The sequence below is a fragment of the Streptomyces sp. NPDC003011 genome, from assembly GCF_053591515.1.
In genome coordinates, this window is sequence record NZ_JBSFTY010000035.1 from 77,252 (window position 1) to 89,822 (window position 12,571).

General features: G+C 72.5%; 12 protein-coding genes. 7 read left to right on the forward strand and 5 right to left on the reverse strand.

All coding sequences use genetic code 11. The features are described 5' to 3' along the window. Window positions 1-45 precede the first annotated feature (45 nt). From tyrS to ACWD0J_RS19535, 3 genes are read right to left on the reverse strand one after another with little or no spacing between them, the layout of a single operon-like run. A complete protein-coding gene (tyrS, locus tag ACWD0J_RS19525; protein ID WP_451497059.1) occupies window positions 46-1,314 on the reverse strand; it encodes a tyrosine--tRNA ligase in 1,269 nt (422 codons plus the stop codon). A gap of 58 nt (window positions 1,315-1,372) precedes the next feature. Beyond that, window positions 1,373-2,767: a metallopeptidase TldD-related protein gene (locus tag ACWD0J_RS19530; protein ID WP_451497060.1), complete on the reverse strand. Its 1,395-nt coding sequence runs from the start codon at window positions 2,765-2,767 to the stop codon at window positions 1,373-1,375. Then, window positions 2,764-4,287, reverse strand: a complete 1,524-nt coding sequence (locus tag ACWD0J_RS19535; RefSeq protein WP_451497061.1) for a TldD/PmbA family protein — start codon at window positions 4,285-4,287, stop codon at window positions 2,764-2,766. The genes ACWD0J_RS19530 and ACWD0J_RS19535 overlap by 4 nt, the downstream gene beginning before the upstream one ends. A gap of 244 nt (window positions 4,288-4,531) precedes the next feature. Here ACWD0J_RS19535 and fabG point away from each other — a divergent pair, with 244 nt between their 5' ends. The 3 genes from fabG to ACWD0J_RS19550 all read left to right on the forward strand — a co-directional run bounded on the left by fabG (window position 4,532) and on the right by ACWD0J_RS19550 (window position 6,637). Next, complete coding sequence (gene fabG / locus ACWD0J_RS19540; protein ID WP_451497062.1) at window positions 4,532-5,236, forward strand: 3-oxoacyl-[acyl-carrier-protein] reductase; 705 nt, start codon at window positions 4,532-4,534, stop codon at window positions 5,234-5,236. A gap of 5 nt (window positions 5,237-5,241) precedes the next feature. Further along, window positions 5,242-6,009, forward strand: coding sequence for an enoyl-ACP reductase FabI (gene fabI, locus ACWD0J_RS19545; protein WP_451497063.1), 768 nt, complete (start codon window positions 5,242-5,244; stop codon window positions 6,007-6,009). Window positions 6,010-6,259: 250 nt separating this feature from the next. Then, entirely contained in the window at window positions 6,260-6,637 is a 378-nt protein-coding gene (locus ACWD0J_RS19550; RefSeq protein ID WP_451497064.1) for a hypothetical protein, read from the forward strand. Here the strand turns inward: ACWD0J_RS19550 and ACWD0J_RS19555 are convergent. After that, window positions 6,621-7,307, reverse strand: coding sequence for a FadR/GntR family transcriptional regulator (locus tag ACWD0J_RS19555; RefSeq protein WP_451497065.1), 687 nt, complete (start codon window positions 7,305-7,307; stop codon window positions 6,621-6,623). The genes ACWD0J_RS19550 and ACWD0J_RS19555 overlap by 17 nt on opposite strands. Before the next feature lie 70 nt (window positions 7,308-7,377). Between ACWD0J_RS19555 and ACWD0J_RS19560 the strand changes: the two genes are divergently transcribed. The 4 genes from ACWD0J_RS19560 to ACWD0J_RS19575 all read left to right on the forward strand — a co-directional run bounded on the left by ACWD0J_RS19560 (window position 7,378) and on the right by ACWD0J_RS19575 (window position 9,843). Next, complete coding sequence (locus ACWD0J_RS19560; protein ID WP_451497066.1) at window positions 7,378-8,712, forward strand: CynX/NimT family MFS transporter; 1,335 nt, start codon at window positions 7,378-7,380, stop codon at window positions 8,710-8,712. Window positions 8,713-8,760: 48 nt separating this feature from the next. Next, window positions 8,761-8,877, forward strand: coding sequence for an SGM_5486 family transporter-associated protein (locus ACWD0J_RS19565; RefSeq protein WP_086023195.1), 117 nt, complete (start codon window positions 8,761-8,763; stop codon window positions 8,875-8,877). A 175-nt stretch (window positions 8,878-9,052) separates the two neighbouring features. Next, on the forward strand, window positions 9,053-9,259 hold the full coding sequence (locus ACWD0J_RS19570) for a hypothetical protein (RefSeq protein WP_451497067.1): 207 nt from the start codon (window positions 9,053-9,055) through the stop codon (window positions 9,257-9,259). Between the two features lie 65 nt (window positions 9,260-9,324). After that, complete coding sequence (locus tag ACWD0J_RS19575) at window positions 9,325-9,843, forward strand: SixA phosphatase family protein (protein ID WP_451497068.1); 519 nt, start codon at window positions 9,325-9,327, stop codon at window positions 9,841-9,843. Window positions 9,844-9,913: 70 nt separating this feature from the next. Here ACWD0J_RS19575 and serB read toward each other — a convergent pair whose 3' ends face one another. After that, the gene (gene serB / locus ACWD0J_RS19580) at window positions 9,914-11,128 is read right to left on the reverse strand and encodes a phosphoserine phosphatase SerB (RefSeq protein ID WP_451497069.1); all 1,215 of its coding nucleotides are present in this window, start codon (window positions 11,126-11,128) and stop codon (window positions 9,914-9,916) included. Window positions 11,129-12,571 lie beyond the last annotated feature (1,443 nt).

A 12,571-nucleotide genomic window follows, 5' to 3' on the forward strand; every position in this document is an offset into this window, starting at 1 on the left:
GAAGAGGGCGGCCTCCCATCCGGGAGACCGCCCCCTTCGCCCTGCTCAGGAGGGCGTGACCGCCACCGCCGCCAGGTTCTTCTTGCCCCGGCGCAGCACCAGCCAGCGTCCGTGCAGCAGGTCCTCCCGGGCCGGGACGGCGTCCTCGGCGGCGACCTTGACGTTGTTCACGTAGGCACCGCCCTCCTTGACCGTGCGGCGCGCGGCCGACTTGCTGGCGACCAGGCCGACCTCGGCGAACAGGTCGACCACCGGAGCCAGCTCGGCGACCTGGATGTGCGGCACCTCGGACAGGGCCGCGGCCAGCGTCCTCTCGTCCAGCTCCGCCAGCTCGCCCTGGCCGAAGAGCGCCTTCGACGCGGCGATCACGGCGGCCGTCTGACCGGCGCCGTGCACCAGGGTCGTCAGCTCCTCGGCGAGCGCCCGCTGGGCGGCCCGGGCCTGCGGACGCTCCTCGGTCTGCTTCTCCAGCTCTTCGAGCTCCGCACGGGACCGGAAGGACAGGATGCGCAGGTACGTGGAGATGTCCCGGTCGTCCACGTTCAGCCAGAACTGGTAGAACGCGTACGGCGTCGTCATCTCCGGGTCGAGCCAGACGGCGCCGCCCTCGGTCTTGCCGAACTTGGTCCCGTCCGCCTTGACCATCAACGGCGTGGCCAGGCAGTGCACCTCGGCCTCGGGCTCCAGCCGGTGAATCAGGTCCAGGCCCGCCGTGAGGTTGCCCCACTGGTCGCTGCCGCCCTGCTGGAGCGTGCAGCCGTACCGGCGGTACAGCTCCAGGAAGTCCATGCCCTGGAGCAGCTGGTAGCTGAACTCCGTGTAGCTGATGCCCTCCTGGGACTCCAGGCGGCGGGCGACCGAGTCCTTCGTCAGCATCTTGTTGACGCGGAAGTGCTTGCCGATGTCCCGCAGGAACTCGATGGCCGACAGGCCCGCCGTCCAGTCCAGGTTGTTCACCATCACCGCGGCGTTCTCGCCCTCGAAGGACAGGAACGGCTCGATCTGCCCGCGCAGCCGGGTCACCCAGTTCGCGACCGTCTCCGGGTCGTTCAGCGTGCGCTCCGCCGTGGGACGGGGGTCACCGATCTGACCGGTCGCCCCGCCCACCAGGGCCAGCGGGCGCAGGCCCGCCTGCTGGAGCCGGCGCATGGTGAGGACCTGCACCAGGTGGCCGACGTGCAGACTGGCCGCCGTCGGGTCGAAACCGCAGTAGAACGTGACGGGACCGTCCGCGAGCGCCTTGCGCAAAGCGTCCTCGTCAGTGGACAGGGCCCACAGGCCGCGCCACTTCAGCTCGTCGACGATGTCCGTCACGGTTCTCGTATCTCCTTGGATGATGCTCGGGGCGGTCGAGTGACAGCCGACTACGAGGTTATACGCCCTGGCTGACAGAGCTCATATTGAAATCCGGGATGCGCAGGGCGGGCATCGCGGCCCTGGTGAACCAGTCGCTCCACTCCCTCGGCAGCGTCTTCTCCGTGCGCCCGGCCTCCACGGCCCGGCCCAGCAGATCCACCGGCGACTCGTTGAACCGGAAGTTGTTGACCTCGCCGGCCACCTCGCCGTTCTCGACGAGGTACACGCCGTCCCGGGTCAGCCCGGTCAGCAGCAGCGTCGCCGGGTCGACCTCGCGGATGTACCACAGGCAGGTCAGCAGCAGACCGCGCCCGGTGTGCGCGACCATCTCCTCCAGCGAGCGGTCCTCGCCCCCGTCCAGGATCAGGTTGTCGATGGCCGGCGCGACCGGCAGTCCGGTCAGCTCGGCGCTGTGCCGGCTGGTCAGCAGGTTGCCCAGCTCGCCTCGGCGGACCCACTCGGTGGCGGTCAGCGGCAGCCCGTTGTCGAACACCGACTGGTCGCCGCCGGAGGAGTGCGCGAGCACGAAGGGCGCGGACTCCAGGCCCGGCTCGTTCGGGTCGCTGCGCAGCGTCAGCGGCAGATCGGTGAGCTTCTCACCGAGGCGCGTGCCGCCGCCCGGCTTGGAGAACACCGTGCGGCCCTCCACGGCGTCCCGGCCCGACGCGGACCACATCTGGTAGATCAGCAGGTCCGCCACGGCGGTCGGCGGCAGCAGCGTCTCGTACCGTCCGGCGGGCAGGTCGATCCGCCGCTCCGCCCAGCCGAGGCGTACGGCCAGCTCGGCGTCGAGCGCCGCCGGGTCGACGTCCTTGAAGTCCCGGGTGGAGCGCCCCGCCCACGCCGAACGCGTACGGTCCGGCGACTTGGCGTTCAGCTCCAGCGTCCCGTTGGGCTGGTCGTGCCGCAGCCGCAGCCCCGTCGACGTGCCGAGGTAGCTGGAGACCAGCTCGTGGTTGGCGAAGCCGTACAGCTCACGGCCGCCCGCCCGCGCGCGGGCGAACGCCTCCCCGAGCGCCGGCGCGAAGTCGGCGAACACGGCCGAGGAGGTCTCGGCGGGCGCGTCCAGGTAGTCGGGCGACACCGGTACGCCCGTGACCAGCGGCCGGGCGTCCTCGGCGGGCCCGGACCCACGCGCGGCGGCCTCGGCGGCCCGGACCAGCGGCTCCAGCTCGTCCGGGGTCACGGCGGACCGCGACACCACACCGGAGGCCGTGCCCTCCTTGCCGTCGACGGTCGCGATGACGGTGAGCGTGCGCCCGCGGGTGACGCCGTTCGTGGTCAGGGCGTTGCCCGCCCAGCGCAGGTTCGCGGTCGACTGCTCGTCGGCGATCACCACACAGCCGTCGGCCCGGGACAGTTCGAGGGCACGCTCGACGATCTCGTGCGGCTTGTTCGTACGCGGGCTCATCGACCGGCCTCCTGCGTGGTGTTCAGAATGTTGACGCCCCGGAAGAGGGCCGACGGGCAGCCGTGCGAGACCGCTGCGACCTGCCCCGGCTGGGCCTTGCCGCAGTTGAAGGCGCCGCCCAGGACGTACGTCTGCGGACCGCCCACCGCGGCCATCGAGCCCCAGAAGTCGGTGGTCGTCGCCTGGTAGGCGACGTCCCGCAGCTGTCCGGCGAGCCGCCCGTTCTCGATCCTGAAGAACCGCTGCCCGGTGAACTGGAAGTTGTAGCGCTGCATGTCGATCGACCAGGACCGGTCGCCGACGACGTAGATCCCGCGCTCCACGCCTCCGATGAGGTCCTCGGTGGACATCCCGGCCGGGTCCGGCCGCAGGGACACGTTGGCCATCCGCTGCACGGGCACATGGCCGGGGGAGTCGGCGAAGGCGCACCCGTTGGACCGCTCGAACCCGGTCAGCCGCGCGATCCGCCGGTCCAGCTGGTAGCCGACGAGGGTGCCGTTCTTCACCAGGTCCCAGGACTGTCCCTCGACGCCCTCGTCGTCGTACCCGATGGTGGCCAGGCCGTGCTCGGCGGTGCGGTCGCCGGTGACGTTCATCAGCTCGGAGCCGTAGCGCAACGTGCCCAGCTGGTCGAAGGTGGCGAACGAGGTGCCGGCGTAGGCGGCCTCGTAGCCGAGCGCGCGGTCGAGTTCGGTGGCGTGCCCGATGGACTCGTGGATGGTCAGCCACAGGTTGGACGGGTCGACCACCAGGTCGTACACGCCCGCCTCGACGCTCGGCGCGCGCATCTTCTCGGCGAGCAGCTCCGGGATCCGCGCCAGCTCCGCGTCCCAGTCCCAGCCGGTGCCGGTGAGGTACTCCCAGCCGCGGCCGACGGGCGGCGCGATGGTCCGCATCGAGTCGAACTCGCCGCTCGACTCGTCCACCGACACGGCGGTCAGCTGCGGGTGCAGCCGCACCCGCTGCTGAGTGGTCACCGTTCCCGCGGTGTCGGCGTAGAACTTGTTCTCATGCACGGTGAGCAGCGAGGCGTCCACGTGGTTGACGCCGTCCGCCGCCAGCAGCCGCGCGCTCCAGTCCGCGAGCAGCCCCGACTTCTCCTCGTCGGGCACGCTGAACGGATCGATCTCGTACGACGAGATCCACGTCTTCTCCGTGTGCACGGGCTCGTCGGCCAGCTCGACGCGCTCCCGCGACCCGGCCGCCCTGATCACCTGGGCGGAGAGCTTGGCCATCTGCACGGCCTGCGAGGCGACCTTGGCGGCGGCGTCGAGGGTCAGGTCCACCCCGGACGCGAACCCCCAGGTCCCGCCGTGCACCACCCGCACCGCGTACCCGAGGTCGGTGGTGTCCGACGAACCCGAGGGCTTGGCGTCCCGCAGCCGCCAGGAGGCGCTGCGCACCCGCTCGAAACGGAAGTCGGCGTGCTCGGCGCCGAGGGCACGCGCGCGGGCGAGCGCGGCGTCGGCCAGAGCGCGTAGGGGAAGCGCCGTGAAGGCTTCGTCGATCGTATGAGGCACCGAGGTCTCTCCTTGTTGTCGTGACCCGTGGTCGCTCCGATCATGTCGTGCCGTTCCGCTCACGGACCACACGTTTGCGACCGGCGTCCGCATCGTTCTGTAGGGACCCGACAGTCCGGCCCCTGAGCCACTGTCGGTGCCCGATTGTCCGAGTCCGGGCCGGGACCGATAGGTTTTCGAGGAAGCCGCCTGTCATCCAGGTGTCCGGGCGGGTGTGCCAGACCGCTATCGAAAGGGTGATCCGTTGAGCCGCTCGGTTCTCGTCACCGGAGGCAACCGGGGCATCGGCCTCGCCATCGCCCGCGCGTTCGCCGACGCCGGCGACAAGGTCGCCATCACGTACCGCTCGGGTGAGCCGCCGGCCGGCTTCCTCGCCGTGAAGTGCGACATCACCGACTCCGAGCAGGTGGAGCAGGCCTACAAGGAGATCGAGGCCGAGCACGGTCCGGTCGAGGTGCTGATCGCCAACGCCGGCGTGACCAAGGACCAGCTGCTGATGCGGATGTCCGAGGAGGACTTCACCTCGGTCGTCGACACCAACCTCACCGGCACCTTCCGGGTCGTCAAGCGCGCCAACCGCGGCATGCTGCGCGCCAAGAAGGGCCGCGTCGTCCTGATCTCCTCGGTGGTCGGGCTGTACGGCTCCCCGGGGCAGGCGAACTACGCCGCCTCCAAGGCCGCCCTCGTCGGCTTCGCCCGCTCCCTGGCGCGCGAGCTGGGATCCCGCAACATCACCTTCAACGTCGTCGCCCCCGGCTTCGTCGACACGGACATGACGAAGGTGCTCACCGACGAGCAGCGCGCCGGCATCGTGTCGCAGGTGCCGCTCGGCCGGTACGCGCAGCCGGAGGAAGTCGCCGCGACGGTGCGGTTCCTCGCCTCGGACGACGCCTCGTACATCACTGGAGCCGTCATCCCCGTTGACGGCGGACTGGGAATGGGTCACTGATCACCATGAGCGGAATTCTCGAGGGCAAGCGCGTCCTGATCACCGGTGTGCTGATGGAGTCCTCCATCGCCTTCCACACCGCCAGGCTGGCCCAGGAGCAGGGCGCCGAGATCATCCTGACCGCGTTCCCGCGGCCCACCCTGACCGAGCGCATCGCCCGCAAGCTGCCGAAGCCCACCAAGGTCATCGAGCTGGACGTGACGAACGACGAGCATCTGGGCCGGCTCGCGGACATCGTCGGCGAGGAGCTCGGCGGCCTGGACGGCGTCGTGCACTCCATCGGCTTCGCGCCGCAGGACGCGCTCGGCGGGAACTTCCTCAACACCCCGTTCGAGTCGGTCGCCACGGCCATGCACGTCTCGGCGTACTCTCTGAAGTCGCTGACCATGGCCTGCCTGCCGCTGATGCAGAACGGCGGCTCCGTCGTCGGTCTCACCTTCGACGCCCAGTACGCCTGGCCCCAGTACGACTGGATGGGCCCGGCCAAGGCCGCCCTGGAGGCCACCAGCCGCTACATGGCGCGCGACTTGGGCAAGCAGAACATCCGCTGCAACCTCATCTCCGCGGGCCCCATCGGCTCGATGGCCGCCAAGTCCATCCCGGGCTTCGCCGAGCTGGCCTCCGTGTGGGACGACCGTGCCCCCCTGGAGTGGAACCTCAAGGACCCCGAGCCGGCCGGCAAGGGCGTCGTCGCCCTGCTCAGCGACTGGTTCCCCAAGACCACGGGCGAGATCATCCACGTGGACGGCGGTCTGCACGCCATCGGTGCGTGACGCTCCCGCGAGGGCTCTCCGTACGACCTTCTTGTACGGCCTGTACGGCCTTCTTGTACGGCCTTTTCCGTACGACTTCCGCGTACGCCTCTCCGGTACGTCGTCGACGCCCCGTCCCCCGCAGCGCGCGGGGAGCGGGGCGTCACCCGTTCGGACCACCCGGCCGGGCGGGCGGGGGCCGCAACTGGGCACCCTGGAGTAGGCGTTCACCACGCGTCTCCCTCCCCAGCCCGGCCGAGGAGGTCCCCTTGTGCACCTGTCCCGCAGCCTGGCCCCAGTGACCGTCGGCGTCTGTCTGGTGCTGTCCCTGTCCTGCGAGTCCTACGAGGCGACACCGCACGCGCGCGGGGAGGCGCACCAGGCCGCCGCGCCGGAGCCGTTCGGCGCGACGTGCCGCAGCCGGGTCACCGGCTCCCAGGTGACCGCGTACTGCCACAACCCGTACCCGCAGGCGGACCGCGTGAGCCTGCACATCGAGTGCGCCCGCTGGTGGGACGTCGACGGCGACGGCGCCCCGGTCGTGGCCGGTCCGGCGCAGACCGTGCGGCTCACCGGCCGCTGCTGGAAGGAGGTCCGCTCGGTGTGGGTCAGCCACACCAGGCAGACCCATTTCAAGCAGGAGCGCTGAACCGGCCCGGACGGCACCGGAACGGGTAGCCGGCGGCCTCCGTGGCCGCCGTCGTGGCGTCGCCCGCGCGGATCGCGTCGACGAGCCGCGCGTGGTCCATGTGCGTCTGAGGAGTCAGCTCCTCGCCGATGTCCTCGCGCAGCCAGTCGCGCAGCACCTCGCCCAGATCGGCGTACATCGCCGTCATCACGTCGTTGTGGGAGGCGGCCACCACCGCCAGGTGGAAGGTCGCGTCCGCCGTCACGAACGCCTCCGCGTCGCCCGACTCCCAGGCCTCCTCGCGCCGCACCAGGAGCGTGTCGAGCTGCCTGAGGTCCTTCTCCGTGCGCCGCTCGGCGGCGAGCCGGGCGGCGGACGACTCCAGCGTGGACCGCAGCTCCGCGATGTGCCGGGGGTCCGCGTCCGCGAAGCGGCGGTGCATCACCCCCGCCAGCTCACTGGTCGCCACGACGTACGTGCCCGAGCCCTGACGGATGTCCAGCAGGCCGTTGTGCGCCAGCGCGCGGACGGCCTCGCGGACGGTGTTGCGGGCGACACCGAGCTGCTCGACCAGCTCGGGTTCCGTGGGGATCCGGGCTCCGACCGGCCACTCGCCCGAGGTGATCTGGTGCCGCAGCGCGGCGATGACCTGCTCGGACAGTGCCGACCGGCGGGGATGGCTCAGAGGCATGGCACACCTTCGCACGGGCGGGACCGGAGCGGACGACGCGGCGGTGGACAACCAATCATCCCATGATTCTATGATGGGCGGCATGGCAAGCGAGGAAACCCGGACGACGCAGTCCACGAGCGTACGCAGCCCGGCCGCCGACGACTCCCGGGGAACTGTCGTGCCCAAGGGGGCCGGCACGCGCGCGTGGGCGGCCCGCCTGGTCGTCGTCGGCATCGTGCTGTCCGCCCTCAACCTGCGCCCCGCCATCACCAGCCTCGGCGCCCTCCTCGAAGAGGTCCGCGACGGGCTCGGCATGAGCGGCGGCGTGGCCGGACTGCTCACGTCCGTCCCCCCGCTCTGCTTCGCCGTCTTCGGCGTGACGGCCCCGCGGCTCGCCCGCCGCTTCGGGGCGGGCGCGGTGGTGTGCGCGGGCATGGCCGCCATCGCCGCGGGCCTGCTGATCCGGCCGTACGCGGGCGGCACGGCCGGATTCCTGGCCGGCAGCGCCCTCGCCCTCATGGGCATCGCCGTCAGCAACGTCCTGATGCCGGTCATCGTCAAGCGCTGGTTCCCGGACCGGGTCGGCTCCATGACCGGCCTGTACTCGATGGCCCTCGCCCTCGGCACCGCCTCCGCGGCGGCCGTGACCGTCCCCGTGACCCGGGCACTGGGCGGAAGCTGGCAGTCGGGACTCTCCGTGTGGGCCGTCCTGGCGGCGGCGGCCGTGGTGCCGTGGATCCCGCTGGTACGGGAACGAGGGCCGGCGCGGGCGGAGCACGCACCCGCGCGCGAGGCGCCGGCCGAGCGGGCACCCGCGCGCGAGCGGCCGCCGGCCGCGCTGCGGATCACCCGGAGCCGTACCGCCTGGGCGCTCGCGGTCTTCTTCGGGCTCCAGGCCACCGCCGCCTACATCACCATGGGCTGGATGGCGCAGATCTTCCGGGACGCGGGCGTGCCCGCGGGCACGGCCGGACTGCTGCTCGCCGTCACGATGGTCATGGGCGTGCCGCTGGCCTTCGTCATACCCCGCGTCGCCACCCGGCTGCCGCACCAGGGCCCGATCGTGCTCGCGCTCGGCGTCTGCGGTCTGGCGGGCTACGCCGGCCTGTACCTCGCGCCGGCCGGCGGTGCCTGGGCCTGGGCCGTGCTGCTCGGCGTCTCCAACTGCGCCTTCCCGCTCGCCCTCACCCTGGTCGGCATGCGGGCCAGGACCGGCGCCGGCGTCGCCCAGCTGTCGGCCTTCGCGCAGAGCACCGGCTATCTGATCTCCATCCCGGGTCCGCTCCTGGTGGGCATCCTCTACGAGAGCAGCGGCGGCTGGGGACTGCCGATCGCGCTGATGACCGCCCTGATGATCCCGCAGATGGTCGTGGGCGTCCTCGCGGGGCGCGACCGCACGGTGGAGGACGAGGCGGCGCGCTGACCCCGCCCCGGCGCGCATCCCGGCGGCAGCGGATGCGAGACTTGCCGTATGCCAGTGCTCGATCCGAACCCCCAGAACGGCCAGAAGAAGATGCTCCTGGTCTTCGGCTCGTTCTTCGCCATCTTCGTGATCATCGCCATCATCGCGACGATCGCCTCACCCTGACCGTGCCCCGCGTCCGCGGCCCCATGGTGGGGCTGGCACCCCCATCCCCTAGGGGGTGAGTGTCAGGGTCAACTGGGTGGATCACCGGATGGGTTGAGGAGCGCGGGTTCCGTAGCTTCGAGAAGAGGCCGCGAGAGGCGGACCACGGACCACTCGAAGACCAGCGGAGGCACCCATGCCGGCCCCTACGCACACCCGGCCCCACCCGGCCTCCCGGGGCGGCGTCGACATCCGGTTGCCCTGGTGGGCCCTCGCCCTGCCGACGCTCGCGTTCGTCGTGCTCCTCGCGCTGATCCTGAACCCGACCGACGCCCGGGCGGCGACCGGCGACCCGGCTGTCACTGTGTTCTTCGAGCGCCTCCAGCAGCTGATATCGCGCTGAACACGGCCAGAGCCACCCGCCAACTCCCTGCGCCCCATGGCCTGTTTCATGCGAAGCTGGATCCCATGAGCGACGCAGAACCCCGCCGGATCGTCCTGTTCCGGCATGCGAAAGCCGACTGGCCGCAGGTGACCGACCACGAGCGGCCGCTCGCGGAGCGGGGCCGTACGGATGCCGCGGTCGCCGGACACAGGCTGACCGAGACGGGCCTCTCCTTCGACCTGGCCCTGTGCTCCACCGCGGTCCGGACCCGCGAGACCTGGAAGCTCGCCGTCCAGGAGTTCCCGCAGCGGCCGAAAACGGTCTATGAGGAGCGGATCTACGAGGCCTCGCCCGGCGAACTGATCGCCGTGCTCAACGAGACCCCCGACGACGCGCGGAACATCCTCCTGGTCGGCCACAACCCGGGCATCCAGGGCCTCGCCGACGTCCTGGCCGGCTCGGCCGAGGGCGACACCCGGGACCGGCTGAGCCGGCGCGGGTTCCCGGCCGCCGCCTTCGCCGTCCTGTCGTTCAGCGGATCCTGGAAGGCCCTGGAGCCGGGCGTGGCGACCCTCCTCGACTACTGGGCGCCGTCCGACTGACCCGGCCCCCGCGAACGCGCGAGGGGCCCGGAGCGTGATCGCGCCGGGCCCCTTCACCGTGCGGGACCGCTCAGCCCTCCTCGTGCGCGTCCGCCGCCTCGACCTCTTCGCGGGTGACGCCCAGCAGATACAGGACCGTGTCGAGGAAGGGGAAGTTCACCGCGGTGTGCGCGGCCTCCCGCACCACCGGCTTGGCGTTGAAGGCGACCCCGAGTCCGGCCGCGTTGAGCATGTCCAGGTCGTTCGCGCCGTCACCGATCGCCACCGTCTGGGACAGCGGTACGCCCGCCTCGGCGGCGAACCGGCGCAGCAGCCGCGCCTTGCCCGCGCGGTCCACGATCTCCCCGGTGACCCTGCCGGTCAGCTTCCCGTCGACTATCTCCAGCGTGTTCGCCTGGGCGAAGTCGAGCCCCAGCCGCTCCTTCAGGTCGTCGGTGACCTGGGTGAACCCACCCGACACCACCCCGACTTCGAAGCCCAGCCGCTTCAGCGTGCGGATCAGCGTGCGCGCCCCCGGCGTCAGCCGCACCTCGGCCCGCACCTTGTCCACCACCGAGACGTCCAGCCCCTTGAGCAGCGCCACGCGCGCGTGCAGCGACTGCTCGAAGTCCAGCTCGCCGCGCATCGCGGCCGCGGTCACCTCGGCGACCTCCTTCTCGCAGCCGGCGTGCGCGGCGAAGAGCTCGATCACCTCGTCCTGGATGAGCGTCGAGTCGACGTCCATGACGACCAGCCGCTGGGCCCGCCGGTGCAGACCGGCCGCGACGACGGCGACGTCCACGCCGAGCGCCGCCGCGTCCGTCGCCAGGGCGGTGCGCAGAGGCTCCGTCTCCACGCCCGACACCGCGAACTCCACCGCGGTCACGGGGTACTTGGCCAGTCGGAAGATGCGGTCGATGTTGCCGCCGGTCCGGGTGATCCGGGCGGCGACCGCCGCCGTCGCCTCCGCGGTCAGCGGATGCCCGAGCACGGTCACCAGGGAACGCCCCAGGCCGCGCGGCCGGTTGTCACCGAGCCCCGAGATGATCTCCGCCTGCATCCTCATCGACTCCGCCCAGCTGTGGACGGTGGCCCGCAGATCGCCGTCCAGCCCGCGGGGCGGCGCCGTCACGAGCGCGCACAGCACCATCCGGCCACGGGTGACGACCTGCTCGATGTCGACCACGTCGACGGAGTAGGCGGCAAGGGTGTCGAAGAGTCCCGCCGTGATGCCCGGCCTGTCCTTGCCGAAGATCTTGACGAGAAGGGTGGGGACGTCGGAGGACAAAGTCTGCGAAGCGCTCATGGTGCTCCCACCGTATCCGGCACGCGGTGCCTGCCGCTTCCGAGGTCCGGCTGACGGACAGGGAACACTGGATGGCGGGTCGATGGCCCTGACCTCACGTCTTGACCACGAGTGCGCGGCGCGGGCCACCGGGCCGCCGGGGACGGGCCGACCCGGCCGTCGGAGCCCGCGCGACCGGCATGCCGCGGGCGGGGCGACCGGGCGGCATCGCCAGGCGGGGTGCAGGGGCGGTGCCGGCGGGGGGCGAGCGGGGCGTCGGGGTGGCCCGAACAGCTGCGACGCGCCGACACTGGCCCTGCGGCGGTGACTGCCGGGTCCCAGCCGCGGCCAGGCCAGGCAGGTCCGCCGCCTCCGCACCGGAGCATTCCGTCACCGTCGCCCCTTCGGCCTCCCGGGCGGTGGGGGAGGCGGCGGTGGCGGTGGTGGTGGCGGCGGTGGCCCGTCGTCCGGCCCGGACGTCGAGCCGTGGTCGGGCCGCGACGGGGGAGGCCGCCGGGGCGAACGGGGAGGAGGGCCGAGCGGCCTGGCCACCGTGGGCGCGCCGTACAGGTCGTCACCGGGCGACCGCGGGCCGCCGGGCCGCGGCGTCTCGCCGGATGCCTGGTCGTCACGGGCCGCGGCGGAGTCATGCCCCCGGTCATGGCCAGGGCCGGCCGGGGCAGCTCCGGGACCGCCACCGGCCGCACCGCCGGGGGCGGCTGCGGGGTGACCGGCGGCCCGGCCGTCGCGGGGCGTTCGCGGGCCGCCGACCCATCGCGGCTCGTCGTGCGGCCGCCCGGCACCGGCCGCCGGCCCGGGGCTGTGATCCGGGCCGGCACCTGCGGCCCACCCCGGACCAGGGTCTGCCCCGGGACCACCGCCCCGCCCGGCGTTCCTGGCCGACTCGGCCGCACCGGAGCCCCACCCCGAGCCCGAGGCCTCGTATCCGGGCGGGCGCCCATCGGCCGGCCCGTCCGCGGGAGTCCGCCCGTCCCCGGGCGCCGGCCCAGCCCCCGGTGGTCGCGCGTCCTCCGGCTCCCGCGCGTCCTCCGGCATCCGCAGATACGGATTGGTGGCCGGGTTGGGCGGCCGGTACGGCGAGCCGGGGGAGTACGGCCCCGGATCCCCCGGCGCACCGTCGTGCGACCGCCCTGGCTCGTTTCCGTACGGCCGCCGCCCGGTCTCCCCGGCGGGTGGTCCTCCGGCCTCGGCCGCGTGCCGGCTCCCGGGTTCGCTCCCGTACGGACCTCCGGGCACCCCGGCGTACGGTCCCGCCCCAGGCCGAGCCCGAGCCGCGCCCCGACCGCCCGGCGCCCCCTCGTACGAGCGCCCGGCCCCACCCCCGTACCGAGCACCTCCGCCACCCCCGGCCTCCGGCGCTCCAGCCCAGCGTCCTTTCCGGTGTGGGCGTGAAGCCCCACTGGAGATTCAGCCAGGCGCCGGCGAACAGCGCGGTCCCGTAGC